Origin of the sequence: Marisediminitalea oceani (assembly GCF_003731635.1) — a bacterium.
Lineage (GTDB): Bacteria > Pseudomonadota > Gammaproteobacteria > Enterobacterales > Alteromonadaceae > Alteromonas > Alteromonas oceani.
Window position 1 is genome coordinate 87,004 of the sequence record NZ_RCUA01000011.1, and the last position, 26,631, is coordinate 113,634.

Sequence of the window (26,631 nt, forward strand, 5' to 3'; positions counted from 1 at the left end):
GAATTCGGATAACACCTGATCAGGTTTTTATGCGAATTGGTATTACGGTTGTGTCGAATAAAAAAGCCCCGTAAAAAACGAGGCTTTTGCATTATATTTTAAAATCTTAGTTAGACAAGCTGTACACGTAAGTAGCTACTACGTGGATCTTGTTGTCACCCAGTGTTTTCTTGAACGAAGGCATTACACCGTTACGACCGTAGGTCAGAGTTTCGGTGATAGCGCGCTCAGAGCCACCGTACAGCCAGATGTTGTCTGTCAGGTTAGGTGCGCCAAGCATTTGGTTACCTTTACCGTCCATACCGTGACAGGCCGCACATGCCATGAAGCGGGCTTTACCAGCTTCGGCCAGTGTATCGTGATTTTCTTCCATTTCACGACCACTCAGGCTCAACACGTAAGCAACAGTTTCTTTGATGCCTTGCTCACCCATGGCGTCGATCCATGCAGGCATTGCTGCAATACGACCGTTAGTCAGGGTTTCTTTAATCTTGGCACCAGAACCGCCGTACAGCCAGTCATCATCAGTCAGGTTAGGGAAGCCCATGTTACCGCGGGCATCTGAACCGTGACACTGTGAACAGTTCTGCATAAACAGACGCTGACCCACTTTAACCGCTTCTTCGTTTTTAACCAGTTCTTCTACTGGTACCTGAGCGTACGCTTCGAAGATTGGGTCAAACTTTTCAGCAGCGAAGTCTAACTCACGGTCATACTGAACCAGATAACCTTCTTCTTTCGCTTCAATACGTGCCTGAGCTGATTCTTCTAAAGACTGTACATTCTGGTTAGAACTCTTCCAGCCCCAGAAACCTTCCCAGGAACCTAAACCAGGATACAGAGCTAAGTAGAAGAAACTCCATACGATTGTGATGTAAAACAGAATGGTCCACCATCTTGGCAGCGGATTGTTGATTTCAACAATCCCGTCAAACTCGTGTCCCATTGACTCGCCTTCCGGATGGCCGGTGTAGTTGGTCAGGTTCCAACGTAACAGCAAGTAACTTCCGACTATGGTTCCCAGTGTGATCACAGAGATCCAAATTGTCCAAAACATGCTCATGAGTGTTAACTCCCGCTATTCTTTCTTTGATTCTTCTTTGTCTTCGTCGGCAAAGGGGAGGTTAGCGGCCTCGTCGAACTTTTTCTTGTTACGACCGCTAAATGCCCACCACACAATGCCCATAAATATGACGAAGACGATGACAGTAAAAATGCTGCCTACAGTACCCTGGTCCATACTATTTCAGGTATGTGCCAAGAGATTGTAGATAAGCAATAAGGGCTTCCATTTCGGTTTTGCCTTTTACTGCCGCCTGTGCACCTGCGATGTCTTCCTCTGTGTAAGGCACGCCCAGAGTCTGGAATACTTCCATCTTCTTAGCGGTGTCTTCACCGGTCAGCGTGTTTTCTGCTAACCATGGGAAGCCTGGCATGTTTGACTCAGGTACAACATCACGAGGGTTAATCAAATGAACGCGGTGCCACTCATCACTGTAACGGCCACCAACACGGGCCAGATCAGGACCAGTACGCTTAGAGCCCCACAGGAACGGATGTTCCCATACTGACTCACCAGCTACTGAATAGTGACCATAACGTTCTGTTTCAGCACGGAATGGGCGAATCATCTGGCTGTGACAACCTACACAACCTTCACGGATGTAGATATCACGACCTTCTAATTGCAGGGCAGTGTAAGGCTTAAGACCTTTTACCGGCTCCATTACCTGCTGTTGGAACATCAGCGGCGTGATCTGAACCAGAGCACCGAAGCTGATTGCAATTAAGATAAGAACTGTTAGCAGACCAACGTTCTTTTCAACTAATTCATGTGGATTACGCATTTCTACTACTCCTTATGCTGCGGCTGGTTCTGGAACCAGGCTACCTTTCGGTGCACTTACTGTTCTGTAAGTGTTGTAAGCCATGATTAACATACCGGCAACAACGAAGCAGCCACCCACGAAACGTACAACATAGAATGGTTTAGACGCTTCCAGAGACTCAACAAAGCTGTAAGTCAGGGTACCGTCAGCGTTAACTGCACGCCACATCAGACCTTGCAGAACACCAGACATCCACATTGCTACGATGTACAGCACCACACCAATGGTAGCGAACCAGAAGTGAACGTTAACCAGTTTGGTTGAGTACATTGCTTTTTGACCGAACAGGTGCGGGATCAGGTGGTAGATTGAACCAATTGATACCATGGCAACCCAGCCCAGTGCACCAGAGTGTACGTGACCTACGGTCCAGTCAGTGTAGTGTGACAGCGCGTTTACGGTTTTGATTGCCATCATCGGGCCTTCGAAGGTAGACATACCGTAGAAAGACAGAGAAACAATCAGGAAACGCAGAACAGGGTCGGTACGCAGTTTGTGCCATGCGCCTGACAGCGTCATGATACCGTTGATCATGCCACCCCAGGACGGTACGAACAGGATCACCGACATAACCATACCTAAAGACTGAGTCCAGTCAGGCAGGGCAGTGTAATGTAAGTGGTGAGGACCAGCCCAGATGTACAGTGAAATCAGCGCCCAGAAGTGAACAACTGACAGACGGTACGAGTAAACCGGACGTCCGGCCTGCTTAGGTACGAAGTAGTACATCATGCCTAAGAAGCCCGCAGTCAGGAAGAATCCTACCGCGTTGTGACCGTACCACCATTGCATCATGGCATCTACGGCACCAGCATACATTGAATAGGATTTCATGAATGAAACAGGAAGCGCCATACTATTACCAATATGTAACACCGCAACCGTCAGCATAAAGGCACCCAGGAACCAGTTCGCTACATAAATGTGCGAAACCTTACGAATAGCAAGGGTTCCAAAGAAGTTAATGATGTAAGCAACCCACACCAGGGCAATCAGGATATCGATTGGCCATTCCAGCTCTGCGTATTCTTTACTGGTTGTATAACCGAAAGGCAGGGTCAGAACTGCTGCAACGATAACGGCCTGCCATCCCCAGAAGGTAAAGGCGGCGAGCTTATCGCTGAACAAGCGAACCTGAGATGTACGCTGAACGATGTAGTAAGAGGTTGCGAACAATGCACAGCCACCGAAAGCAAAAATTACGGCGTTGGTGTGCAAAGGACGTAGGCGAGAATAGGTTAACCATGGAATGTCGAAGTTCAGGGCCGGGGCAAATAATTGCGCTGCAATAAATACCCCAAGGCTCATTCCCACAATACCCCAAATAACGGTCATAATGGTAAATTGCCGTACAACTTTATAGTTGTAATCTGGCTGTGCTTGGCTTATTTCACTCATTGTAATGAATCTTCCACTTCTTTTAAAAAAGGGTTTCCAACCGTGATACTAACGTATTTCAGGTGAGGTTGCGGACATCCCCTGAAGCCTATAGTTTATGGTTTATTGTCTACAGGCCAGTTGGTACCGCGGATAATAAAGTTTTTAATAATAAAAAGATACCATAAACTAGGAGCGCTTGATCCTAGTCAATAAAGAAAAACTGACATTTACAAAATAGTGATATTAATGATCAAAAATTTAACATTTGAGCGGTTACACAAGGTTAAACATGTCATTGTTTTTGCGGTAATTCTGCTAACTGCGGTAGTGGTCGGAATGGTGAATATTCTTAGCGAGAATAATAACTATAAGCCTGATAATAAAACGTCATGTTGGCTGGCTGGTAATTCTTGCGAAATTGGACTACCAGAAGGCACATTTACGGTGGTGATGGACCGTTTGCCGACAATCGAAGAACAAATCCCGCTAACCGTGACATTGCCTGAGGGGCTGCAAATAGACTCAGCCTATATTGAAGGCGTGAATATGTTTATGGGTAAAATTCCGGTACCACTTGAGCCTGAGGATAACCAGCAGTGGCAGGGGTGGTTTATGCTGGGGGCTTGCTCAGAATCCACCATGCAATGGCAAATGGTGATAACAATAAAAAACCGGCCGGAGCCGGTTTGGATATTCTTTACCACCCAGATGTAGCTTACATCTGAGATTGCAGGTAATTAGGTAAGCCGAGGATTTTAATCAGCTTAAGCTGTTGTTCAAGCCAGTGCGCGTGGTCTACTTCGGTGTCGTCGAGCAGTTCGACTAAAAAGTCACGCGTAACGTAATCCTGGGCTTCTTCGCACACAGCGATAACTTCTTTCAATTTAGCACCGACTTCGTACTCTACACGCAAATCGCTTTCGAGCATTTCCGGAACGTCTTTACCCACTTTAAAGCCAGTACGCTGAGTCATATCCGGTGCGTACTCAAGCATCAGCATACGATCGATAAGCTTGGTGGCATGACCTTTCTCATCGTCGAACTCGTGATTGATGCGCTCATACAATTTGTTGAACCCCCAATCGAGGTACATTTGTGCATGAATGAAATACTGATCCATCGCCGCGAGCTCGTATGAGAGCAGTTCGTTGAGGCCCTCAAGGACTTTTTGATTACCCTGCATTAGTCGTCTCCCATTACTTGTGCTTGCAGATAGTTCTCGATACCCATGTTTTCAATCTGGTATTCCTGGGTTTCGAGCCAGTCTAAGTGTTCTTCTTCATATTCGAGTAACGATTCAAGAATATCGCGACTTACATAATCCTGCTTTTCCTCACACAGCGCGATCGCCTTGCGGAGCAGGGGAAGTTGCTCTTCCTGAAACTTCTTATCGCACTGAAGCATTTCTTCGGTGTGCTCACCAATATAAAGCTTACCCAGCGCCTGAAGATTAGGCAGACCTTCCAGAAACAAAATGCGCTCGATGAGTTCATCAGCTTGTTTCATGTCTTTGATGGACTTTTTGTAGTCTTTCTCGTTGAGCTCTTCCAGGCCCCAGTTTTTAAACATACGGGCATGAAGGAAGTATTGATTGATCGAGGTCAACTCACTGGTTAACACTTCGTTTAGTATGGCAATTACCGATTTATCGCCTTGCATAATCTGATTCCTGAGCGTTTAATGGCTTAAGTGTAGGCGGTATTGTACGACATATCAAGTTTTTCTATAAAAAACAGTCACATACAAATGATAACGATTATCGGTTTGTCCTTTGTTAGTATTTGGCGTAACACCCTGATTACTCGACTAAAGACAAACTTTCCTCAGCAAAACCCAGTCCGGCCTCGGTAAAGAAGTTAAACACTTTATCAACGCCGTTATCGGCCAGGGCAGATACTTCATCCTCATAGCGGGCAATTGCCGCTATCTTACCGCTGTAACCGGCGTTTTTAAGCTGTTTGGTAATGTTGATGGCATCCTCAATAGACGGCAGGGCCAGCAGAACCAGCTGAACATGGCGGATATCAAGGTTTTCCCACAGGTCAACGTCTTCACCGTCGCCGTTGATCACATTCATGCCGTCCTTGCGCATACGCTGAATTTTTGCTCGGTCGGCATCCATTCCCCATACGCGGGAGTCTGCAATCTTATTTAACGAGGTAAATGCACCGATACCAACACGACCAAGGCCAACCACAAGGATCTTGGCGCGAGTAATTTCGGGGTAGATGTCTTCTTTGAGTCGAACCGGACTCTCCAGCTTTTTAACCGGCTCTTTAATGCGCTGATAAATGCTGTGAGAGTAGCGGTAAATAATACTGGTAAAAATAAACGAAATTGAAGTGGTGACTGCCAGTACCACCAGCCATTTTTCACCCAGCATACCCAGGCTCACGGCTAACGCCCCGACAATAAGGCCAAATTCACTGTAGTTAGACAACACCAAACCACCGAGGTAGGCAGTACGACCACGCAGCTGCAGGCGGGTAAACAGCCAGAAGAACAGCATAAATTTAATTGGAATGATCAGTACCAGCAGGCCTGACATCATCAACATGTTGATATCCGGCAGGGCGGTTAGCCCGATGGATAAGAAGAAGCCAATCAGGAAGAGATCTTTAAACGCCAGCAGAGACTTCGCCATCTCTGAGGCTTTTGGATGGGGAGCAAATAATAATCCGAAAATAAGCGCGCCGAGATCGCCTTTGATATTGACCAGTTCGAATAAGTGATATCCACCCAGGGCAAATATAAACCCGGTAAGAGGGAGTAACTCACCGTGCCCGGACTGATTGAGTACACGCTTTAAAACAGGCATTAATGGAATAATTAGCAACAGTAGCGGTGCCCACAAACTGGGTATTTTACCGGTGGCGACAACCAGAAAAACCACCGCAAAAATATCCTGCATAACCAGCACACCAATGGCCAGTTTGCCATGGCGGGTTTTTGATTCACCCGCTTCTTCAAGTACTTTTACAACGCACACCGTACTGCTGAACGAAAAGGCAAAAGCGATAAGGGCTGCGGATTGCCAGTCTATCTGGCCGGTTAAAGCACTCAGAACCGCGCCTGCACCAATCAGTAACGCGGTAATAACAACTACCCAAAGCACAGTATGCGCAATACTGCCGGCCCAGACTTCCCGTTTGGATAAATCTTTTAAATTCAGCTTAAGGCCAATCGTAAAGAGCATTATGGTAATGCCCAGATTGGCAAATGTAGTAATAGCAGGGGTGGCTGAAAAGCCAAATGCGTTAAGCAGAAATCCGGCAACCAGATAGCCAACCAACGGTGGGATGCCTACAAGTTTTACGCCCAGGCCACATACAAAAGCGAAGAGTAAAAATATATATTCCATTAAATGCTATCGAATTACCGGTTTTCTACAAAATATCACGATAGTTCAATAACTGGCAAAGTTACTTACGCAAAAAATATGGCGAAAACCAGGCTGGTATACCAATGTCTTAGTCGACAGAGAGTACTCTACGCCGATTTACCAACCAGTCGTGGCGCAGCGGAAGTGGTCGTGGGGAAATGAAAAGACCGAAGTTCAGCTTTAGTGAGCTTCGGCCATTCTCTCGTTATGCTCCAGAAAATTCAGCTCCTGCAGCAACTCGTATTCACGTACCTTGATAGTACCCAGTTCGAAGGTGATTTCCCGTTTACGTTCGGTAGGGTCGTTCGGCAAAGGCTTGCGGCGAACTTCCGCCTTATTTAACGGGGTAACGTTAGAGTACTGCGTAGACGATGAGTAATTCTGCTCAAACGTACCGGGGATATAGGATGACTTCTCAAAAGACAGCCCCGTAGCAGGTGAGCCATTTTGTTCAGCCTGAGCTGCCATGGACTGCTCTTTGTACGCGTTGACTTCGTCTGCTCTGTCCATTGCTCGCAGTTTACGGGCAAATATTTCCAGACCAACACGATTAACAGTAACGCCGAGTTCCTGGCATTGCTTATAGGTAATGTCGTTGTCTCTGTAATTGTTCTGACGAACTAATCGTTTTACGGTTTCTAATTTTTCCATTTTTGCGCACTTATTATTTTATCTGACTGATTTAATGCCAGAATTTATAGTTATGGATTATTATGATGTTAAGAATCGTAAACTTACCGATTTCAAAGGTCGATGTTACAGGTGATTAATTGAGCACGCAATGCTACGAAAGTCAAATATTTGACGTGTTTTTAACCGTTTTTTGCACTTTCATTGCGTTTAACTGTATGATTCGTGCTGTAAATTTACTTGACGCTAGAAGGTAAAAATCAGTTGTCGGCAGTAAGTAAGGAAACGTCAAAAAACCGTGCTATCACCCGCGTACTCGTTATTGAAGGGGCTGTAAACCTACTGTTGTGCGTGGTAAAGCTGGTCATCGGGTTGATTACCCAGTCTTCGGTGATACTGGCCGATGCATTGCACTCCCTGACCGACTTAACCAATAATATTATCGCAGTAGTGGCCATGCGTATTAGTCATAAGCCGCCTGATAATTCCCATCCCTATGGTCATCAGAAATTTGAATACCTGGCTATCTTTATATTAGCGGTACTGCTGAGTGTAGTGGCGTTCGAATTAGTAGCCTATGCTATCGAAAATCACGGTCAGGTGGTACAGCAAAGTTATGCCGGGCTGGCTATTCTCATTCTGGCCATAGTGGTTAATTTTACGCTTAGCCAATGGGAAGGGGCACAGGCTAAGAAACTGCGTTCAAAACTGCTTGCAGCCGATGCCAAGCATACCTTCAGCGACGTGCTGACCTCCATTGCCGTGTTGGTTGGCTGGCAACTAGCTGCACTCGGCTATTACTGGCTGGATACGCTGTTTTGTTTACTGGTGGCGGTGTTTGTTGGCAAACTGGCCTGGGAGCTTTTTCAGCAGGCCTTACCGGTACTTGTTGACGCCGATGTAACCGACGAGATGTTTACGTCGGCGCAGCTTGAGTCAATTGTGAATGAGTTTAAGCCTATTGAGCAAGTGACTGATATTCGTAGCCGGGCGATGGGTGAGCAGGTGATCTGCGATCTTACCCTATGTATTGATCCTCAGCTCTCGCTCACTGCGGCGCATGCCCTGTCTCATGCGTTCGAGGACCGCCTCAAAGAGGAGTTTGATCTGTATGATGTCATCATTCATATAGAACCTGCTAAATCAACATAATCAAGGAGTTGATGTGCGACAGTTAATTTTTACCTACCTGATTGCAGCGTTGGTTATCAGTATTGTGTTAAGCCTTTGGTTACCGGTGCTGTGGTGGTTAGTTGTGCTCAGCGGTGGCCTGCTGGGCGTGGCAATTTACGATGCTCGTCAGCACAAACATTCCTTGTTGGTTAACTTTCCCCTGATAGGCCGTATGCGCTGGATAATCGAAGATTTCCGGCCGTTCTTTCAACAATACCTATTGGAAACGGAAACCAGCGGCCGGCCCATCAGCCGGATGTTTCGCTCAATTGTGTATCAGCGCGCCAAAGGCAGTATGGACAGCGTGCCTTTCGGTACTCAAATTGACACTTACAAGTCGGGCTATGAATGGATTGGACATTCACTGTCTGCCTTAAGCGTTGACGAACTCGATGACGATCCCCGTGTAGTTATTGGCGGGCCGGATTGTAAACAGCCCTATGCGGCCAGTATTCTCAACATTTCAGCTATGAGCTTTGGCGCGTTGAGTAAAAACGCCGTGCTGGCGTTAAATAAAGGTGCAGCGCTGGGTGGTTTTTACCAAAACACCGGCGAGGGTGGGCTTACACCTTACCACCTTGAAAATGGTGGTGATATTGTGTGGCAGATTGGTACGGGCTATTTTGGCTGTCGTACCAAGGATGGCCGTTTTAATGAATTGCAGTTTGAGGAAAAAGCCAAACTACCCGCGGTAAAAATGATAGAAATAAAACTCTCCCAAGGGGCTAAGCCCGGCCATGGAGGGATTTTACCGGCCCATAAAAACAGCCAGGAGATTGCCGATATCCGCGGTGTTACTGCTGGCGAAGACGTTATTTCACCGCCTACCCACAATGCTTTTAATACGCCGCTTGAAATGCTTGAGTTTATTAAGAAGCTGCGAGAGTTATCCGGTGGCAAGCCAATCGGTTTTAAACTGGCATTGGGGCGCAAAAGTGAGTTTCTTGCCATTTGTAAAGCCATGAAGCAAACCGGAATCACACCGGATTTTATTACCGTGGATGGCGGGGAAGGCGGCACCGGAGCGGCACCACTGGAATACTCTAATTCCATAGGTTTTCCGCTCAGAGAAGCGTTGGCATTTGTGGATGATGCCCTGGTAGGATTTGACCTCAGAGACCGGATAAAAATCATTGCTTCAGGTAAAATCATTACTGCTTTTCAGATTGTTAAAAACCTCTCACTGGGTGCTGATTTGTGTAACAGTGCCCGGGGAATGATGTTTGCGATTGGTTGTGTACAGTCTTTGTCGTGTAATACCAATACTTGTCCAACCGGTGTCGCGACTCAGGATCCAAAGTTATATAAAGGCCTGGATGTAAATCACAAGAGTACCAGGGTGGCCATGTTCCATAAGAAAACCATCCTGGCCATGGTGGATATTTTGTCGTCTACCGGTCATAGCAGCACTGAACACTTAAATCGTACGCATATTTTCCGCCGGGTCGACCAGCACACCGTATTACGCTACGACGAAATTTTCCCATTAATTCACCCGGGTAGTTTTATGGATGAAGACGATGCCCCCAAGGCTTATCAGTTACATTTAAAAGAGGCCTGCGCCTCAACCTTCAAGCCGGCGAATACCCTGGCTGAGGTGAATCATGAAACCCAGTCGGTTTAGCCACGATGTATAAAACGGTTTTACCGATAACTTAATATATTGATAAACATCAAATAGTCATCGCGCAGATGTACTACACTAAGGTAAACAAAACAGCCAAATAAGGAGGCTGACAATGAGTGGTTATAACAGCGTTTTAGTTGCAATTGATGTATTTGCTAATGAGCACAGCAAAGTGGTGGAAAAAGCCCTGGAGCTGGCCGGCTCTCCGGGCAAAATAAACCTGATATACGTTGCCTATCCGCAAACTAATTTTGAGCCCTATGGCTTGTTTTTAGAGCGGGACTTTTCAGAAGAGGTGCGCGAGCAGGCGCTTAAGAAATTGCAGGGCATTGCCGACGGACACAGCATCCCCAGAACTCATCTGCACGTAGCGATTGGTTCTGCTGCCGAAGAGATCCATGAAATGGCCAAAAAGCTCAATGCCGACTTAATCGTTATGGGCACACATGGCCAAAGCGGTGTGCAATTGCTGCTTGGCTCTACAGCCAACTCTGTGCTGCACGGCATCGAGTGTGATTTGCTGGCCGTTAAGGTATAAACAGGGAGCGCACAGCCGTTTGTGCTGTGCGCACGTTATTTATTTGGTTTCAGCACCCGCTGATTGACCGGCGTCGAGTTGTTCAGCGTAACGGCCTGCCATTACTGATTCCGCGCCTTCCTGCTGTAAATTGAGTGCGGTGATAGGGAACGGGATAACAATATTTTCTTCATTAAATCTCTTGTGTAGTGCCTTGATAAACGTCGACTTCACAAAGAAACGATTGAAATACTCTTTGGTTCTTAGCATGACGGTGAAATTAATGCTGGAATTATCAAAGGTGTGATACACCACAAAGGGATCGTAAGACTCTACTCCCCATTCGTGCTCGAGCAGTATCTGATTTGCCACCTCCAGAGTGACCTTTTCAACAAATTCCAAATCAGAATTATAGTGAACGCCGACCTCTACGGGCACCGACAGCTCCTTTTCAGGATAATAATAATTGATGATTTTGGACTGCGATACTTTGCTGTTGGGCACTATGACGATATTGTTTGGCAGCATTTTTATCCAGGTTGACCGCCAGCCAATTTTATCTACAAAACCCTGTTCGCCGCTTTCCAGCTCGATGAAGTCGCCGATACGGAAAGGTTTATCGATAATGATTTGCACGCCGGAGAAGAAGTTTTCCAGGGTAGGTTGCAGGGCCAGCGCCACGGCCAAAGAAGTGATACCCAGTGAGGCAATGAGTGGCGTTACCGAAATACCTAAGGATCCCAGCACCAACAATACACACAGGCCAATAAGCAGAGCACGGATAGCCCCACTGGCAATGCTGCGGGTATTATTCAGCAACGGCGAGCGGGAAGCATAAACCTTGATAGCATAGGTGATCCAGCGTTCTATAAACAAAATAAGCGTAATGATGACCATCGCCTGGATCACATGACCGAAGATTTCGGTATCTTCTTTTGCTAATGCGCCGGTGATCGTTACCCCGTAGCGAATCAGCCATAGCAGAATGGTTAATATTGTCAGGTTGAGAGGGGCGTTGAGGGCAAGAATGAGAACCTGATAAAAGTGACTGTGCTCGCTATCCTGTTGCTGCATCTGAGCGCGCAAACGCACCAGAAAAAGGCGTTTTGCGATATATAAAATGATTATAATAGCAAGGCAACCGCCGGCGATCATACTTTGCTTTCTTGTCAAAACATCAATGAATTCCATGACTTAAGATTCCCTTAATCGAAATGCGCGACACTATAGAAAATGAGCCGATTAATTATCCTGCAATCTATACACCATACATTCATAGTGGTGGCCTGAGATTATGGTATAAATAGGTCCGGCGTCATGTGCAGAGCAGTTATGGAGCAGTAATGTTTGTTACCAAAGTTACCGGCATTAAACGGTTATATTATGCAACCTGGTATTCACTCAAAGGACTGAAAGCCGCGTTTTTGAGTGAACCCGCGGTTCGTCAGGAACTGGCCTTGCTGGTGTTCGGTGTAGCAATAAGCTTCTGGCTGGATGTGACCGCGGTTGAACGAGTACTGATGGTTAGTAGCCTGCTATTAATTATTATTGTAGAACTGCTCAATAGTGCTATAGAAGCTGTGGTTGACAGAATAGGGCCGGAAATTCATGAACTCAGCGGTAAAGCCAAAGATATTGGCTCTGCGGCTGTTTTTGTGGCAATCATGCTGGCGCTATTTTGCTGGGCTACTATTTTGTATCCGTTAATTCTCGATCTTTTTTAAGCGGCGCAGGTCTTTGAACCAAAAGGCACCGCCTGCTGCCACTGCCATAGCACAGGCACCGCCAAGCAAAGTCGCTCCAACAGGCCCTACTGCCGCAGCAACGGCGCCTGCGCGAAAATCACCCAGTTGGTTTGAAGAAGCGATAAATATAGAATTGGCAGCACTCACCCGGCCACGCAATGCATCCGGGGTATTTAATTGCACTACAGCGCCACGAATGACCACGCTTATCATGTCAGATGCGCCATAAACAAACAGCGCGCAGGCCGCAAGCCATAGCGTTTCTGAAAGCGCAAAAGTAATAATTGATAGGGCAAACACGCCAAGCGAAATAAACAAGGTTGTACCGGTGTTTTCGAATTCTGTTTTGAAACGAGATAAGTAAATACCCATTAGTACCGCGCCTGCTGCCGGCATGGCTCGCAGGAATCCCAGCCCCTCAGGCCCCACATTTAAGATGTCTGCGGCATATACCGGTAGCAGAGCTACGACACTACCTGACAACACAATCAGCAAATCCAGGCTCAGGCTACCCAGCACAATTTGATTTTGCCAGACATAACGCAAGCCGCCGAGCAAATCCCGCTTACCTTTACCGGTATTGGCTGCCCCCATGGTTGGGATCTGATAAAAGCAGGTGAGGGTGGCAATGGCCGCGGCGACCAATAGCCAGTAGATATTTCGATCTAACAGCGCAATCAGAATACCCGCCACAAATGGGCCTACGGTAAGAGCAATATTCCACACCGTACTGGTGATAGCCACGGCCTGATTTAAATGGTGTGGCGGGACCAGATTCGGTAACGTTGCCTGCAGTGCCGGCGACATAAACGCTTTGCCACATCCGTGCAAGCTGATTAGCGCCAACAGGAACCACTTATTAAAATCCGGTGTCATCATTAATAGCGCAAAACCGCTAAGCACCGCCAACTGCATGGTGGCACCAGCTAGCAAAATTTTGCTGCGGGAGATGTGGTCTACTGCCCAACCGGTGATAGGAAATAATAAATACACCGGCACAATCTGGAACAAACCTACTAACGCTAAATCGAAAGGATCGCCGGTGCGTTCGTACAAATGCCAGGCAAACGCCACTGCCATAATAGACTCGATGGCACTAAAAATACCTCGTCCGAACAAAAACCAGACAAAGCGGGAGGTAAATACCGAAGATTGCGTCATTATTGGAATTACATTTGGGGGCAGGGCGTAAGAGCCATTTAAACAATAGTGCTATGCTACCAGATCACCACGGCTCTGTGGCGTAAGTTTGGACAGGGCAAACAGAATTTCGGTTAAAATTGATATAACAGTAACTAAAAAAGGCGCAACCTAAACGGTGTTAGGTTGCGAAACCGGCCGGGAACAGCCAATGAAACCTTTAATACATCTTGTAAGGCAGGAATTTACCTGACATGACAACGTGAACTCTGTCGCCTTTGGGATCTTCCTCGCGCTGTAAGTCCATGGAGAAATCGATAGCGCTCATAATGCCGTCACCAAACTCTTCGTGGATAAGCTCTTTGAGCGTGGTGCCATATACATTTACCAGTTCGTACCAGCGATAAATTAACGGATCGGTTGGCACTTCAGTAGGTAAAGAACCTTTATAAGGGGCAATTTGTAGCCAGGCAACGGCTTCATCACTGAGCCCTAGCAGTGAACCTACACCTTCAGCCTGCTCTTTGGTCATGGCCATCTGACCTAAACACGCGGCGGTACTCCATTCTTTTGACTGACCTACAACTTCAGCAATTTCAGACCACTTAATTCCTTTGGTAATTTTGGCAGACTGGATCATTGCGGTAACCTGGGTACGATCGGTAATCATGATGTTAGCTTCCTGTATTGGGTTAAACGATATTAAGTTTTGGGCACAAAAAAACGCCCATGCCATTACCAGCAAGCTGGCACAGCATGAGCGTCTTTGCTCAAACACATAGACCGTGTTTATGAATCAATTTGTTCATAAAATGGAAGCATTAACGATGCCATGTTAATAATTCCATATTTTTCAAATGGATAAGTTGTACCGATTATCCGTTGCACACCACGTATGACCTATATTGGCGCATAATACCTATCAATAAGCACCACCTTAGCGCGTGGAACTTCATAAATCAGGCAAAAGAAAAGCCGCTCCGAGGCGGCTTTTTACTTACCCTAATGCTTACTGGAACACAGGCATATCGCTGGCATCACCATAGTCTTCTATGGTGGGCAGATTTTTCAGTGTCTCCATGTCTTCATCACTGATGACAAAGTCCACGTCCGCGTTATTTTTCATATGCTCCGGGTTGGTCGACTTAGGTAATGGCAATAAGCCAAGCTGTAAATCATAACGAATAGCTAACTGCGGTACAGAAACCCCGTACTTATCTGCTAATGCTTTAATTTCGTCATTTTTAAACAGTTCGCCATGGCCCACCGGAGAGTAGGCTTCTATCAGCATTTCCTGCTTCTGAACAAACTCAATTAGCTCAAAAGGGGTATTACTGGCATGCGCCAATACCTGGTTTACCAGTGGTTTCACTGTGCAGTTCTCGAGGATGTTCTGAATATCCTGCTGCTTAAAGTTAGACAGGCCAATAGCACGCAGTTTGCCATCTTTGTAAGCTTCTTCCAGCGCTTTCCACGCCTCCAGGTTTCCTTCAAAGTAACGATCATCATCGCCAAAGTTTGCCCATGGCTGCGGACTGTGGATGATCATCATATCAATGTAGTCGAGGTCCAGTTTAGCCAATGACTCATCAATAGCCTTTTTCGCCTCGTCATAAGACTTAGCTTCGGCCGCCAGCTTAGTTGTAATAAAGAGTTGGTCACGAGGTACGTTGCCTGCCTTGATACCACGACCTACACCGGCTTCATTTTCGTACGCCTGCGCGGTGTCTATGTGACGGTAGCCGGCTTCAATTGCACTGGCTACCACCTATTCAGCATCTTCATCCTCTACCATCCAGGTACCCAGGCCAATTTTGGGGATCAGTACATTATTTGCCAATGTATAGTATTCGTTCAACATTATCGTCTCCTTGTTTTCGTATCCAAAATTTAGACGCGCAGTGTGACTCTTGCTGACACGTATAAAAGCGGTGAATCAGCTAATCAAAAATGCTAAGTCACCATGTGTACTTATTTGTTCTGATAAGGCCAGAATTTGGACTTGAAGGAAACTCTGGGATCCTTGCCTATATGTCTGACACAGTCAGTAATTTGGTTTATTACACGCGGCAGTAGTAGATAACCGAAGCGTCGCACGCTTGTCGTGTCTTTGATAATTGTTGTCGCTGCAGCGATAACACATCATTCGGCAGCCTCATTAAGGTAATGGTGCAGGCAATTTTCGTCTGTAAGGTGAACCAGGGTGTGGTCAACCTGATGTTTGTAGCCAGTAAGCCCAATAAAATCGAATAAAAAGGGCCGTTTGCTGTAGGCCGGCACACCACTGACTGAGCGCGTGCTCAGTGACTCACCTGTTTGTGCATACAAAAATAATGAGGATCTTATTATGAGTCGAAATTCAGGTATTGCGATGGCAGCAGGGGGCGCAGCAGTCGGCGCCGCGATGGGTAACGCGATTGGTAACGCGATTGGTAACTTGGTAAGAATGCGTAGTTTCCGTAAGAAGATGGTGGATGAGCTTATCAGTGACTTTGGCGCCTTGATTGCCACAGAAACTGTGGTGTACTGGGTACAAAATGACGGTTCAACTGACTTTGCTTACCGGGAATATGCCGACAAACAGGTGCAAAACCGTATCTACCAGGATGTCATGGCCTGTTATGGCGAAAAGGCGGCTGATTTCGTTGACTTCAGAATACAGAAATCGCGGGAGAAGGGAGTGGCATTTAACCTTAGCCAGGGACTAAAGGACTTTCTGGAAGCAGAAGGGATAGAACATAATAATCAGATTACCATTGAAGACTATGCAAATCGGCTGACATCGATTAAGCCGAAAAATCCCTCTATCAGAAGTTTACTGCTGGTACTGGGTAAGCAGCCTTCTTTTCTGCGAAGTGTGGGTATTGTTATTACTCTTATCACCTGGCTTGTGGTGCTGTCGGTGATTGCCAATATGGGGCTCGAAGTATCATCATTAGCTATTTCATTCTGCGTTGCGACGCTGGTTGTTATTCTGGGTGGCAGAAAGCTAATGGCCGCCTATGTTAGCAATAAGATAAACGGACAGTTTGAAGCTTTAAACGAAGAGTACGAAGAACTGGAAAAGCGTTTTTACGAAGATGCCAACGCGATTAGTTAATCCACCGGGCATTGGTGTATTGTTTTGTTTTGTTTTTAGACGCCCTCAATTACTGGCCTTATGTTTGATAAGGCCAGCTACTTTTGTTAACTGATCACTTTTGTTGAAGATATTGATACCAGTTGATTTCTAATTGGGGTGACCTGTCACTTTCCAGCGCTGCCTGCAGGCGCTCAGCGCCATCATAGCGGTTAAAAAGCTCACTTAACGTGGTGAGGTGCGCTTCATAGCTCGCTAAAATTTTCTCTCTTACCGAGGGGTTTTCTATCTTCGCTATAGCGGCAAAAATCAAATCAGGCTGGCGGCGGGTTTCAAAGTTAAATAGCGATAAAAATTCAAACAGGCTTCTTTGTTCGGCCGTACCACAGGATAACTGTCGTTCCCGGTAACCGTTGGCAAAGTACCATGCTTTTAATGTTTCCAGGGTTAGCAAGCTTTCGCAATGATTCGCCCGGCTGTAGGTTTCCTGCAAAGCAAAAAACACCTGAGAACTGGCTGGTGCCGGTTCGTTCTTCAGATACTCAAGCCAGTCATTGAGGGGCTTATCCAGCAATGGTGCAACTGCAATAGCCCTGGCATGAAAATACTGGCGTTTATGGGGGGCATCGGACACTAAGTTATTCTGAAAAATCACATCCTTATTAGCCTGAATATATTCATAATCAAACTGCCAGATACTGCGGTAATAATTGAAAATCTCATTAAGTTCTGAATCTGTAGCAGGGCGGTTAGATGCTTCCAGCTCGTACATAATCGCCGGTGGGTTAGATTTGATTTCTTTAGGAAAGAGTAGGTTCAGGGCCAACCAGGCAATAAGCACAGACAGCAAAATGCCTAAGCCAAGACCAAATTTAACTTTTGTACCGTCGTGCTGATCAGTGAGTAAGGTGAATTTATCTTTAATAATAACGTGCATGACTGGCTGCCTCCCTGATGCCTGGCATGTTCTTATAATTAAGAAGGTGAGCCTGGACGACTGAACCTCTCATCTTATGTAAGGATATTTTAACTACTAAATTTACGCAAATGTCATTGATAACTATGCAATTGAGGCTGCTATATAGTAGGTTTGTGCAATGCTTAGATCTGCAGTTTGTATTTTACCAGGTTGCAGATCAATGATTGTTATTGCCAGTGAAGGTACAAAGTTTATGGATGTTGTTTTTAAAATGGTGGGAACAGGGAGTTCAGATTCCGACACGATGTTTAATACGGGGGCTGCAATTGTTAGCGCATCCGGGGCCTTTTTGATTGATTGTGGATTCACTATTAAAAGTGCTTTAAACACATGTGGCATTGGGTTCGATAACATTTCCGGTATTTTTATCAGTCATGTACATGGTGATCATGTATTCGGTTTAGAGCGAGTGGGCTACGAATATCTGTTTCGTCTACAACGAAAAGTGCCACTTTATTTAAAGCGTGAAATTTATGATGAGTTGTGGCATCAGACCCTAAAAGGCTCTATGGGCAGAATTGGTGAGGGCGACGCCACACTGGAAGACTTTTTTGATGTGCGGTTTATTGAGCAGAACCAGTTTAGCTTTGAGGGCGTCAATTATGAGGTCTTCGAAGTAGCCCATACCCCTGGGAAACCGTGCTATGGCATTTGTATCAATAAGAAAATACTCTATACCGCAGATACCCTGGCCATTCCGGATATAGTAAAACAGTACGACTACGATTTTTGCTTTCACGATGTGTCATTACATGAAGGTAACCCGGTGCATGCAAACCTGAGTTCGTTATTGGACTATCCCGATAACGTAAAACAAAAGATACTTTTAATGAGTTATGGCGATGACTGGCTATCCTTCGAAGGTGTCGTAACAGAACATTTTATGGGTTTTGCCAAACAGGGAATGAGCATTGAATTATAAGTCGTTTCATTGTGTTTTTACCGAACCGAAACATTCTAGATTTTCGGTTCTTATTAATGAAAACAAAACGCTTTACTTTGTGTACTGGCTGGAACTCAAAAAACTGGGTATAAGGCACCTTGGAGCAAGTGAAGAACTATGTGCTCAATTTTCTCCTAAGCCCCAAAAGACTATCGAGCGGGGTTTGGCGCTGGAGTCGGCAGTTTGTTTTGAGCAACCCAGCGAATTTCCCGATTTTGAGTATTACATCGGGGAAACTTTCAGTCAGGAGCAGTTATCGTCCCTCCTGCAAAAGGACGTACCATTAATTGTATTCAGACAGTGCACTTTCGGGTTAGTGAATATCGAAGGGCTATCGCTGACCAGCCAATGCGCATTTTTCGACTGTGAATTTGCTGATGATTTCAGACTAATTGCCTGCGATTTTCCGGGTAATCTGTGGTTTTGTAGCAGCAGATTTAACAAACATTTCAGTTTAAAATCATCAGGTATCCAACATAACCTGCATATGGAATCCTGCAATTTTAGCGGACCGGGAGGCGTATCGTTGCGCGGCCTGATAGCTTCTAATGTTTATCTTGATTTTGGTGTGATGGGCTGTGAAGACATTATCTGGCTTAATGAAGTGGCAATTTCCGGCGTGGTGTCAATAGGTGGTACTTTTCACAATGATATTGAAGTCATCGGTAATCAGGACCAGGAAACTGAAACGAGCAGGGGAGTGATTAAGGCATTTTATGCTGGTCGTGAACTCTATGATTCTGAGACCGCAAATACCACAATCTTAAACGGTAAGTTAAAAATTAAAGATTGTGATATCAATACTTTATTCCTTAATAACACCACTGTTCAATACTGCTCCATCAGTCAGACCGAAATAGCTACCATTCACCTTACCGATGCAACAATAGTTAAAGACTTAAGCATTTCTCAAACAACCTTTATCGCGCCTGAGTTGCCAGCTATATCCATGCAACGCACTTCTATAGAACGTCACCTGAGACTGTTTAATAATTGCTTTGTTGGCAACCTTGCACTGCAAAATTCAACCATTGACGGCAATGCCTATATTGAAGACAACCAACTTGAGGCCTGTAATCTGCAGCTTAACCGGCTCAGTGCAGCAAGACTGGTATTTCTGCCCATTAACGATATCTATGTCCAAAAGCGGCATTTCCCGCTTTCATTAGAACCCCGGCAGTTTATCGTTCAGGAGCAGGAAGCTAATGATAAAACGGCCGAACTCTACTGTTCATTAAAGAACTGGTTTAGTGATACGGGTCAACTGGACGCTGAAGACGACGCGTATTTTTTTATGCGTCAGAAGCAACCTCACTTCGCAATAACCCGATTATTGTTTGGGCATGTTTTTGGTTGGGGCGTGAGGCTTAGAAATATTGCCATATCTTCGACACTGATCATTTTGCTGTTTATGTTCCTATTCAGGTTCTGCCAGCCCGATATGAGCTGGCATGCCTCACTTGCGCTTAGCGTTCAGGGTTTTACCGGCAACTTCTTTGGCAAGTGGCCAGACTATGAGCCCAGCGGCAACATTGCGGCACTAACCGTATTTGAATCCGTTGTGGGCATTGTTTTTATCACTGTGTTCATCGGTGCCTATATACGCAAGTTGTTACGCTAGGAGAGCGTTGCGCAATTTGCCAAATAACGCAAAGTGGATCCTTTATAAAATAATTTCATCTCGCCGCGATACTCATACTATGGCTGATAAATTTACATTCCTTTAACAGTGGTACTGTCTCTTTCGGGAGATTTCCATTAAAGGTAAATCAGCAGGAATAATGAGATGAAGTTTAATAAGAAGGTTTTAGGTGCGGTGCTCACTTCCGTGTGGCTGGCAGGATGCACAGGAACAAGCAGTTCAGATAACCGCGAGATTGCTAAAACCTGTCCATTACCGTCTGAGTTTCAGTGGGAAGCCAGTTCTGCGTTGGTTTCGCCTAACGAAGGAATATTCGGTATTAAAGATCCATCCGTGGTTTATTACGAGGACGAGTATCATATTTGGGCTACGATAAATGACGGAAACTGGAAATCGGTGTATTTCAGCTTTGCTGACTGGCAAAACGCGTCGAAGGCTGTTCAACAACCTATGAATGGCACTAAGGTGGGCAACACGGTTGCACCGCAGGTGTTCTATTACCGCCCGCATAACAAGTGGTACAACTTTACGCAGTGGGGGCGGGGCTATTCAACAACCAGCGATATAACGGATGTAAACAGCTGGACCGCCAGGAAAGACTTTCTGCAAGACGGGCCTCCTATTGAGCAAGGCAAGCCAGAACTTGATTACTGGGTAATTTGTGACGATGTGAATTGCCATTTATTTTTCTCCCGAGACGATGGCGTGCTCTACAAATCCAAAACGTCCAGAGAAAACTTTCCAAACTTTGTGGGCTACGAAGTCGTAATGGAAGACCACCGTGGTAACGGCAATAGCTTCTTATTTGAAGCGGCCAATGTTTACAAAGTGGACGGCACTGATCAGTACCTGTTATTGGTGGAAGCTTATAACAGTGAAAAGGGGGCCTATGGCCCCAGATACTTCCGTTCCTGGACGGCCACAGATTTAGATGGGCCATGGACGCCACAGGCTGACACCGAACAAAACCCTTTTGCCGGAAATGCCAACGTAGACTGGGTTGAAGGCAAATGGGCAGACGGGATCAGCCACGGTGAAATGATCCGCTCCGGCTACGATGAATATCTCACCATTGATCCGTGTAACTTACAGTTTGTATTCCAGGGAGAGTCAGGGCCATCACTTAATGGTGGTTATGGCGGCGAACCTTACAAATTAGGCGTATTATCGCTTAAGTAATCAAGCAAACCGACGAGTTAACTAATACAAGGGATTGCACCGGCTTATACACCTGATGTTGGTTATGGGGACGAGCTTTACGACCAAAGTTCTGCCTATATTGACTCATATCTCGCTATGGAGATTGATAACCTGGAAGAGTTGGCTCTTAGGGTTTTCATCAACATTTTATGGAATAAGCGCATAGATTTGATAAATATTTAATAAAAACAATTTGTTAAAAGTATACATTCCGGTCGTGAGCTTATTAGATTTAATAGCTACCAGAGTAGGGGGGTTAAGACCCTAAAGAAATTTAAAGAGATTAGGGCCTTACATTTTGTTAAGGGCAAATTCGTGTGTATCCATTAAACTTTGATCAGAGAAATCAAATTCACCGTGCATTCAGTTAAAAGGCGAGGTGACCTCTGTTCAGGCAGTTCTTGATAAGTTACTCATCATTAAAACGCCTGAAAAATAACGGGAGAAATAGCAACGGCTGCGGCTACTTGTGTACCCAGAATTAATGTAGCCCCTTGATTAGCTGCCTATACGATTATCTCAAGTCGCTCACACTGATCGGCGATTTTAAATTTAATCTAAAGTTACATTTGTCTATTTTTCGAAAAGGACTACTCTTTAGGGAAAACACGTCTATTTCTATGAAAAGTCAGCAGCTTAATGAAAATTAAATTTAAATCTCGTGCCATGCTTACCCGCTTGTTTCTACTTTTCACAGTTGCACCATTTATCGCTTGTGCTTCAACAAAAGTTGTTGTGATAGAAACCATGGACGTTCCGATAGTAACCCTGTCCAGTCAGTCCTTTCAGTCGACGTTAAAACAACACTTTAACGAAGGTATTCAAATAGAGGTTTATAACATGAAGGGGAATACCGCAGACAGTAAGCGGATTGTCGATACAATTAGTGAAACATCAGAGCCAGACCTCATCGTCACTGTGGCTACGCTGGCAAGCCGATTAGCAGCCGCTACTGAGGAGTGGAAGCATATTCCCAAACTTTTCATGGTGGTAGCAGATCCTATTGGCGAAGGTTTTACAAAGCGCTTTGGTGAAGTAAGCAGTTCAAAATTAAGTGGCGAATCACACGTTATTACCGCAAGTAATAAATTAAACCTGGTGTCTCGCTCACTCTCACAGTCCTCCCTTAAAGAGAAATGGGAAATTGCGCTGGTGAGTTCAGATTACCCATCATCAGTAAGTGAGGTGAAAGCACTACAGGCTGCAATAACTAACCGACATCCATTCTCACTGACGCACGTTTCTACTCCTTATCTTTCAGAGGCAGGTGGCGCAGATGAAATGATAAAGAGTATTGTGCAGAAAATAGAGAGTTCTGAAAAACAGTTTGACGCATTATGGTTTACCACAGGTCCTATTTTACACCACCCTACGGCAGCAGGCGCGATAGCACAAACAGTGGGGGTACCAATACTCTTTGCCGAGGACAGTCAGAAAGTCAAAGATGGTGCAATTATGGGCATGATAGTAGAACCGGAGCAAATCGGGCGGTCACTTGCAGCTAAGGCTATACAAGTGTTGACGGACGAAGCAGAAGTCCGTTCAATGCCGATTAGCCGAATCACTTCATTTCAAATAATTATTAATTTGAGCGCAGCTCTACAACACAATATCGTTATTCCATCAGACATCTTGCGTAATGCTAGGGTAGTAGGAACAACTCGATGAAATTAACTGCTAAAATTGGACTTTGGCTGATACCCGCTGTAGTAACTGGAGTCGCAGTACTTGGCTACACGTCTTATCTCACAGCTTACCAAACGCTTAAACAGCGTGAGTTTGAAACACTGGCAGTATTCGCATCTCAGATGGCGTATGAAATTGCTGATAGCAGAGAGCAAGTTCTGGTTTCAAGTGGTCTGAAAGGCATAGCATCATTTGAAAAAGCCTATCAAAATGAAGTGCTAGAAGAGCTTGAGGCACTTTCCTTAAGCACAGGTAAACAATTCGCCGTTTATCATAAAAGCGAATTACCGCTGATACAAAAAAACATCGATGAAATGGATACGCTAAATAGAGCTGGCAATGGCGTATTGGTAGGCATCCTTGACGATTCAACGCTTTTTGCGAACATCGATTATCTGCCATGGGAGTGGACAATCGTTGTTTCTGAAGATATTTCCAGCCTTCGCGCTGAGCTTTGGCGAATCACCTGGCTCACGTTTCTTGCCTCCTTATTGTCCGCATGCGTAGTTTATTTATGTGTAAAACTAGTGATTAAAAATATAATTTTAAATCGATTACACCTACTAGAAAAGGCAACCTCACAAATAGCTGAGTCTAAACAAACTGTTAAAATTAACATTGAAAATAAAGATGAAATCGGCAGGTTGGCAAAATCCATTGAAACAATGTCAACAACAATAGAAACGAGCCTGGTTAAGGCTCAGGCAGCAAATAAAGCTAAATCAGAGTTTCTTTCAGTCATGAGCCATGAGATCCGTACACCGTTGAATGGTGTTATTGGCATTGCATCTATACTTGAAAAAACAGAGCTGGATGATCATCAGCGTGAACTGACAAGAAATCTTATTAAATCAGCAGACAGTCTTACAACGCTAGTCTCTGATGTACTTGATTTGGCAAAAATAGAGGCTGGTAGTGTAGAGGTAGACGAGTCTGAATTAGAAGTGAATGACTTACTCAGCGGCGTAAAAACGCTTTATGAGGCAAGTGCAAATGCCAAAAACACAATCATAGAGATTAATTGTGCTACGAACCTGGTTGTGCGAAGTGATCGGGCTAAACTTCGTCAAATCCTGAACAATCTTGTCAATAATGCGGTTAAATTTACCGAAGGTGGCTCCATTACGCTGTCAGCACAAGCGAATAAGGCTCCACAGGATGAACCACAAGGCACTGAGCTCACATTTACCGTAACAGATACAGGTATCGGTATTGATAAGACAGCGCAAACCAAAATATTCGACAGGTTTACCCAGGCAGATTACTCAATAACCAGAAAGCATGGTGGCAGTGGACTCGGACTTGCCATAGTTAAGAATCTTGTGGATTTGCTGAATGGGTCTATAAACCTTGATAGTGAACTTAATAAGGGAACAGAGTTCACGCTTTCAGTTCCCGTAACACTGATGACAGAACGTCAGGTCATCAACGAGCCTTACACCGAACAAAAATGCACGCCAGAGCGACATTTGACTGTATTGTTAGCAGAAGACAATGACATTAATGCGCTGGTTGCAACAACCATGCTTGAGGACTTTGGCCATAACGTTACGCGCGTCATCAATGGCAGGGAAGCATTGGAAGTAGCGGAGCAGCAATCATTTGAAATGATATTTATGGATATTCATATGCCAGAAATGGATGGCATTCGAAGTACGCAAGCAATTCGTCAGTTGGATAAATATACCAACACGCCAATTATTGGTTTGACAGCAGAAGCTTTCAAGGAACGACATGCGCTCTTTTTGTCCGAGGGTATGGACTTTGTTTTAACTAAACCACTTTCTGAGCATGCATTATTAAGTGCTATATCGGATTACCATCCAGATAGATTTAGACATTCTTAAATGTGTATTGGCTTAGAAGAGAAATATCCAATTAATTCAAACTTGTAGATACAAGATGATAAATAAAGTAGTTGAAATTGATCCGACAATGTGGAGATGAATAAACAGGCATCTTAAGATATTGTGAATGATAAAAACCTAGCGGGATCACCCGCTATGTTAGCTACCTTTTTAACATAAAAATTTTATTAAAATTACACATCGAAAAAGTTCTGTAAATGTCTGATTTAATGTTGGTAAGACATATTTCTATTTTTCGGGGGACGATTTTTTTTCGCAGCAGTATGAGCGCGCCTATGCCGCCTGAGTCGACTCGCTCCACCCGAGAGAAGTCAACATAAAACAAACTATTTTGATATGAATTGAAGTTTAAACACCCCAGCGCAGAAAATACCTGTTGCGCATTTTTACCTACCAAAACAGGCGGAAGCAGGAGTGTATTGCCTCCGATTAATTGACCAATTAAACATTTGTTGCAAAGTACAACATCTTCATCCACCTGCTTAGCAATAAAGTAACAATCCCCGGCATTCTTGCTCAACACGTGGCACGAAGATGATGTGATTATTTCGGTTGTTACTTCATCAGTCATATTCATATCCTTTTTACCAGACTGCATCATGGTTAATGCCATAGTAATTTCATAGTTCTCAAAATCACCCATATATAGTTGATAGTTGAAGAACAATTTTCAGACAAATTTTTCTGTGAGGAAAAAAGCAGATTTATCCTAAAGTATGAATAGCTAGAGAGTCAGTGGCGTAGTTTGAGTATCCGATTAATAATGCAGCTTTGGTGATTTATCGTTTTAGATACTGCCAAGCCTTTTGCTGCGAACCGTGCTGTAGATAATCTTCAAGAACCTCATGAACATTTTTATAAGTCCGGCCCTCTGAGCAGGCTATACCAAATTTAAATTGTAATGACAGCGGGAGTGATGATTCAGAGCTGAACATGTGGGAGGCCAATGCTTTCTCGGCGCGAAGTTTGTAGAGTTTTGCTGCTTCTTTGTTAACGCCAGGCAACGAGATAATAAAAACCGATCCTTTGATACACATGCACTTGTTAAGTGGTTTTATCACAATACTTAAAAGTATTGACGCTAACTCCTGTACAACCCGGTTTCCTTTTATAAAACCGCTTAATGCTTGAACCAGTGCGATGCCAGAGACTTCAATAACGACCAGAGAAAACGGTATGCCAGTAGATGAGACAAATTGGTATAACTCATCTACCTCTTGCGCAAAATATTCTTCGGTGAATAACCCTGAAACAGAATCATAGAAGCTGTTTTTTCGAACATGCTGCATTGAGAGTTGTTGTTGGAGGAGTCTCTCAATTCGTATCCGTAATGAATCTATTGCAGTTGGATTTGTTATAATATCGCTTCCTCCCGCCATCCAACAAGCATGCTCTGTGTCAGGCCCAAGGAGGGGGGCTACGAAAATAACCGGGATATTTGAAAATCGGTACTCTTGTTTAATCGATTTGCAAAAATCAATGCCGGTGAGATCCGAAGGGGAAATAGTCACTACAATCAGATCCACTGAGTTATTCCCCAGGAACCGCAATGCATCGTCGGTGTTGATAACTGAAGCACACTCACCAAGCTCTTCAAGTACGCCTAACAATAACTGCCGGGACGATTGCTTGTTATCTATAACTAAGATTAGGGGGTGTTTAATTAGATGCACTGACAACGACCAACTCCACTGTATTTATCGATGTTAATACATTTAAAGCGTCTGGTTGGTCTGCTCTCATAGTTTAAA

The 26,631-nt window shown here is 44.8% G+C and carries 27 protein-coding genes; 11 read left to right on the plus strand and 16 right to left on the minus strand.

Annotation, left to right across the window (positions count from 1 at the left end):
• Window positions 1–106: 106 nt before the first annotated feature.
• The 4 genes from ccoP to ccoN are packed head-to-tail and all read right to left on the minus strand — an operon-like array spanning window position 107 to window position 3,287.
• The gene (gene ccoP, locus D9T21_RS03295) at window positions 107–1,063 is read right to left on the minus strand and encodes a cytochrome-c oxidase, cbb3-type subunit III (protein ID WP_123323710.1); all 957 of its coding nucleotides are present in this window, start codon (window positions 1,061–1,063) and stop codon (window positions 107–109) included.
• A 15-nt stretch (window positions 1,064–1,078) separates the two neighbouring features.
• Complete coding sequence (locus D9T21_RS03300) at window positions 1,079–1,240, minus strand: cbb3-type cytochrome oxidase subunit 3 (RefSeq protein WP_123323711.1); 162 nt, start codon at window positions 1,238–1,240, stop codon at window positions 1,079–1,081.
• Window position 1,241: 1 nt separating this feature from the next.
• Window positions 1,242–1,847, minus strand: a complete 606-nt coding sequence (gene ccoO, locus D9T21_RS03305) for a cytochrome-c oxidase, cbb3-type subunit II (protein ID WP_123323712.1) — start codon at window positions 1,845–1,847, stop codon at window positions 1,242–1,244.
• 12 nt (window positions 1,848–1,859) lie between these two features.
• On the minus strand, window positions 1,860–3,287 hold the full coding sequence (ccoN, locus tag D9T21_RS03310) for a cytochrome-c oxidase, cbb3-type subunit I (RefSeq protein WP_123323713.1): 1,428 nt from the start codon (window positions 3,285–3,287) through the stop codon (window positions 1,860–1,862).
• A 228-nt stretch (window positions 3,288–3,515) separates the two neighbouring features.
• Here ccoN and D9T21_RS03315 point away from each other — a divergent pair, with 228 nt between their 5' ends.
• Window positions 3,516–3,983: a hypothetical protein gene (locus D9T21_RS03315; RefSeq protein WP_123323714.1), complete on the plus strand. Its 468-nt coding sequence runs from the start codon at window positions 3,516–3,518 to the stop codon at window positions 3,981–3,983.
• A gap of 1 nt (window position 3,984) precedes the next feature.
• Here the strand turns inward: D9T21_RS03315 and bfr (D9T21_RS03320) are convergent, their stop codons facing one another.
• The 4 genes from bfr (D9T21_RS03320) to D9T21_RS03335 form a co-directional block, all read right to left on the minus strand.
• The gene (gene bfr, locus D9T21_RS03320) at window positions 3,985–4,452 is read right to left on the minus strand and encodes a bacterioferritin (RefSeq protein WP_123323715.1); all 468 of its coding nucleotides are present in this window, start codon (window positions 4,450–4,452) and stop codon (window positions 3,985–3,987) included.
• A complete protein-coding gene (gene bfr, locus D9T21_RS03325; RefSeq protein ID WP_105934754.1) occupies window positions 4,452–4,928 on the minus strand; it encodes a bacterioferritin in 477 nt (158 codons plus the stop codon). The genes bfr (D9T21_RS03320) and bfr (D9T21_RS03325) overlap by 1 nt, the downstream gene beginning before the upstream one ends.
• A gap of 139 nt (window positions 4,929–5,067) precedes the next feature.
• Complete coding sequence (locus D9T21_RS03330; protein ID WP_123323716.1) at window positions 5,068–6,630, minus strand: cation:proton antiporter family protein; 1,563 nt, start codon at window positions 6,628–6,630, stop codon at window positions 5,068–5,070.
• 201 nt (window positions 6,631–6,831) lie between these two features.
• The gene (locus D9T21_RS03335; RefSeq protein ID WP_123323717.1) at window positions 6,832–7,302 is read right to left on the minus strand and encodes a hypothetical protein; all 471 of its coding nucleotides are present in this window, start codon (window positions 7,300–7,302) and stop codon (window positions 6,832–6,834) included.
• A 243-nt stretch (window positions 7,303–7,545) separates the two neighbouring features.
• Here D9T21_RS03335 and D9T21_RS03340 point away from each other — a divergent pair, with 243 nt between their 5' ends.
• From D9T21_RS03340 to D9T21_RS03350, 3 genes are all read left to right on the plus strand, one after another.
• On the plus strand, window positions 7,546–8,433 hold the full coding sequence (locus tag D9T21_RS03340; protein WP_241155610.1) for a cation diffusion facilitator family transporter: 888 nt from the start codon (window positions 7,546–7,548) through the stop codon (window positions 8,431–8,433).
• A gap of 13 nt (window positions 8,434–8,446) precedes the next feature.
• Complete coding sequence (locus D9T21_RS03345) at window positions 8,447–10,078, plus strand: FMN-binding glutamate synthase family protein (protein WP_123323718.1); 1,632 nt, start codon at window positions 8,447–8,449, stop codon at window positions 10,076–10,078.
• 115 nt (window positions 10,079–10,193) lie between these two features.
• Window positions 10,194–10,619, plus strand: a complete 426-nt coding sequence (locus D9T21_RS03350; RefSeq protein WP_123323719.1) for a universal stress protein — start codon at window positions 10,194–10,196, stop codon at window positions 10,617–10,619.
• Between the two features lie 39 nt (window positions 10,620–10,658).
• On the opposite strand, the gene D9T21_RS03355 is transcribed toward D9T21_RS03350, so the two are convergent.
• Complete coding sequence (locus tag D9T21_RS03355) at window positions 10,659–11,789, minus strand: mechanosensitive ion channel family protein (RefSeq protein ID WP_123323720.1); 1,131 nt, start codon at window positions 11,787–11,789, stop codon at window positions 10,659–10,661.
• Between the two features lie 152 nt (window positions 11,790–11,941).
• Here D9T21_RS03355 and D9T21_RS03360 point away from each other — a divergent pair, with 152 nt between their 5' ends.
• Window positions 11,942–12,322 carry a diacylglycerol kinase gene (locus tag D9T21_RS03360; protein WP_123323721.1) on the plus strand — a complete coding sequence of 127 codons (381 nt, stop codon included), beginning with the start codon at window positions 11,942–11,944 and terminating at the stop codon, window positions 12,320–12,322.
• Here D9T21_RS03360 and D9T21_RS03365 read toward each other — a convergent pair.
• The 4 genes from D9T21_RS03365 to D9T21_RS22680 form a co-directional block, all read right to left on the minus strand.
• Window positions 12,302–13,504, minus strand: coding sequence for an MFS transporter (locus D9T21_RS03365; protein WP_123323722.1), 1,203 nt, complete (start codon window positions 13,502–13,504; stop codon window positions 12,302–12,304). The two genes, D9T21_RS03360 and D9T21_RS03365, sit on opposite strands and share 21 nt — an antisense overlap.
• Before the next feature lie 199 nt (window positions 13,505–13,703).
• The gene (gene cynS, locus D9T21_RS03370; RefSeq protein WP_123323723.1) at window positions 13,704–14,153 is read right to left on the minus strand and encodes a cyanase; all 450 of its coding nucleotides are present in this window, start codon (window positions 14,151–14,153) and stop codon (window positions 13,704–13,706) included.
• A gap of 339 nt (window positions 14,154–14,492) precedes the next feature.
• Window positions 14,493–15,251, minus strand: a complete 759-nt coding sequence (locus tag D9T21_RS03375; protein WP_206427222.1) for an aldo/keto reductase — start codon at window positions 15,249–15,251, stop codon at window positions 14,493–14,495.
• A gap of 374 nt (window positions 15,252–15,625) precedes the next feature.
• Entirely contained in the window at window positions 15,626–15,811 is a 186-nt protein-coding gene (locus D9T21_RS22680) for a hypothetical protein (protein ID WP_164464564.1), read from the minus strand.
• A 19-nt stretch (window positions 15,812–15,830) separates the two neighbouring features.
• Between D9T21_RS22680 and D9T21_RS03380 the strand changes: the two genes are divergently transcribed.
• Window positions 15,831–16,583, plus strand: a complete 753-nt coding sequence (locus D9T21_RS03380) for a hypothetical protein (RefSeq protein WP_164464565.1) — start codon at window positions 15,831–15,833, stop codon at window positions 16,581–16,583.
• 94 nt (window positions 16,584–16,677) lie between these two features.
• Here D9T21_RS03380 and D9T21_RS03385 read toward each other — a convergent pair whose 3' ends face one another.
• Entirely contained in the window at window positions 16,678–17,499 is an 822-nt protein-coding gene (locus D9T21_RS03385; RefSeq protein ID WP_123323725.1) for a hypothetical protein, read from the minus strand.
• Window positions 17,500–17,701: 202 nt separating this feature from the next.
• On the opposite strand from D9T21_RS03385, the gene D9T21_RS03390 reads away from it, so the two are divergent.
• The 5 genes from D9T21_RS03390 (at window position 17,702) to D9T21_RS03410 (ending at window position 24,859) form a co-directional block, all read left to right on the plus strand.
• Window positions 17,702–18,463 carry an MBL fold metallo-hydrolase gene (locus D9T21_RS03390; protein ID WP_206427223.1) on the plus strand — a complete coding sequence of 254 codons (762 nt, stop codon included), beginning with the start codon at window positions 17,702–17,704 and terminating at the stop codon, window positions 18,461–18,463.
• Window positions 18,453–20,105: a hypothetical protein gene (locus D9T21_RS03395; RefSeq protein ID WP_123323726.1), complete on the plus strand. Its 1,653-nt coding sequence runs from the start codon at window positions 18,453–18,455 to the stop codon at window positions 20,103–20,105. Before D9T21_RS03390 ends, D9T21_RS03395 begins: the two co-directional genes overlap by 11 nt.
• A gap of 165 nt (window positions 20,106–20,270) precedes the next feature.
• Entirely contained in the window at window positions 20,271–21,305 is a 1,035-nt protein-coding gene (locus D9T21_RS03400) for a glycoside hydrolase family 62 protein (protein ID WP_123323727.1), read from the plus strand.
• Between the two features lie 660 nt (window positions 21,306–21,965).
• The gene (locus D9T21_RS03405) at window positions 21,966–22,994 is read left to right on the plus strand and encodes an ABC transporter substrate-binding protein (RefSeq protein WP_123323728.1); all 1,029 of its coding nucleotides are present in this window, start codon (window positions 21,966–21,968) and stop codon (window positions 22,992–22,994) included.
• Entirely contained in the window at window positions 22,991–24,859 is a 1,869-nt protein-coding gene (locus D9T21_RS03410) for an ATP-binding protein (protein WP_123323729.1), read from the plus strand. The genes D9T21_RS03405 and D9T21_RS03410 overlap by 4 nt, the downstream gene beginning before the upstream one ends.
• 163 nt (window positions 24,860–25,022) lie before the next feature.
• Here the strand turns inward: D9T21_RS03410 and D9T21_RS03415 are convergent, their stop codons facing one another.
• Together D9T21_RS03415 and D9T21_RS03420 are read right to left on the minus strand one after the other, a co-directional pair.
• Window positions 25,023–25,493, minus strand: a complete 471-nt coding sequence (locus D9T21_RS03415) for an STAS domain-containing protein (RefSeq protein ID WP_164464566.1) — start codon at window positions 25,491–25,493, stop codon at window positions 25,023–25,025.
• 166 nt (window positions 25,494–25,659) lie between these two features.
• Window positions 25,660–26,553, minus strand: a complete 894-nt coding sequence (locus D9T21_RS03420) for a diguanylate cyclase domain-containing protein (protein WP_277423848.1) — start codon at window positions 26,551–26,553, stop codon at window positions 25,660–25,662.
• Window positions 26,554–26,631 lie beyond the last annotated feature (78 nt).

Bases quoted from the DNA above. Each gene is read 5' to 3' on its own strand.
- ccoP (WP_123323710.1), bottom strand. From the start codon at position 1,063: ATGAGCATGTTTTGGACAATTTGGATCTCTGTGATCACACTGGGAACC.
- D9T21_RS03300 (WP_123323711.1), bottom strand. From the start codon at position 1,240: ATGGACCAGGGTACTGTAGGCAGCATTTTTACTGTCATCGTCTTCGTC.
- ccoO (WP_123323712.1), bottom strand. From the start codon at position 1,847: ATGCGTAATCCACATGAATTAGTTGAAAAGAACGTTGGTCTGCTAACA.
- ccoN (WP_123323713.1), bottom strand. From the start codon at position 3,287: ATGAGTGAAATAAGCCAAGCACAGCCAGATTACAACTATAAAGTTGTA.
- D9T21_RS03315 (WP_123323714.1), top strand. From the start codon at position 3,516: ATGATCAAAAATTTAACATTTGAGCGGTTACACAAGGTTAAACATGTC.
- bfr (WP_123323715.1), bottom strand. From the start codon at position 4,452: ATGCAGGGTAATCAAAAAGTCCTTGAGGGCCTCAACGAACTGCTCTCA.
- bfr (WP_105934754.1), bottom strand. From the start codon at position 4,928: ATGCAAGGCGATAAATCGGTAATTGCCATACTAAACGAAGTGTTAACC.
- D9T21_RS03330 (WP_123323716.1), bottom strand. From the start codon at position 6,630: ATGGAATATATATTTTTACTCTTCGCTTTTGTATGTGGCCTGGGCGTA.
- D9T21_RS03335 (WP_123323717.1), bottom strand. From the start codon at position 7,302: ATGGAAAAATTAGAAACCGTAAAACGATTAGTTCGTCAGAACAATTAC.
- D9T21_RS03350 (WP_123323719.1), top strand. From the start codon at position 10,194: ATGAGTGGTTATAACAGCGTTTTAGTTGCAATTGATGTATTTGCTAAT.
- D9T21_RS03355 (WP_123323720.1), bottom strand. From the start codon at position 11,789: ATGGAATTCATTGATGTTTTGACAAGAAAGCAAAGTATGATCGCCGGC.
- D9T21_RS03360 (WP_123323721.1), top strand. From the start codon at position 11,942: ATGTTTGTTACCAAAGTTACCGGCATTAAACGGTTATATTATGCAACC.
- D9T21_RS03365 (WP_123323722.1), bottom strand. From the start codon at position 13,504: ATGACGCAATCTTCGGTATTTACCTCCCGCTTTGTCTGGTTTTTGTTC.
- cynS (WP_123323723.1), bottom strand. From the start codon at position 14,153: ATGATTACCGATCGTACCCAGGTTACCGCAATGATCCAGTCTGCCAAA.
- D9T21_RS03380 (WP_164464565.1), top strand. From the start codon at position 15,831: ATGAGTCGAAATTCAGGTATTGCGATGGCAGCAGGGGGCGCAGCAGTC.
- D9T21_RS03385 (WP_123323725.1), bottom strand. From the start codon at position 17,499: ATGCACGTTATTATTAAAGATAAATTCACCTTACTCACTGATCAGCAC.
- D9T21_RS03390 (WP_206427223.1), top strand. From the start codon at position 17,702: ATGATTGTTATTGCCAGTGAAGGTACAAAGTTTATGGATGTTGTTTTT.
- D9T21_RS03400 (WP_123323727.1), top strand. From the start codon at position 20,271: ATGAAGTTTAATAAGAAGGTTTTAGGTGCGGTGCTCACTTCCGTGTGG.
- D9T21_RS03405 (WP_123323728.1), top strand. From the start codon at position 21,966: ATGAAAATTAAATTTAAATCTCGTGCCATGCTTACCCGCTTGTTTCTA.
- D9T21_RS03410 (WP_123323729.1), top strand. From the start codon at position 22,991: ATGAAATTAACTGCTAAAATTGGACTTTGGCTGATACCCGCTGTAGTA.
- D9T21_RS03415 (WP_164464566.1), bottom strand. From the start codon at position 25,493: ATGGCATTAACCATGATGCAGTCTGGTAAAAAGGATATGAATATGACT.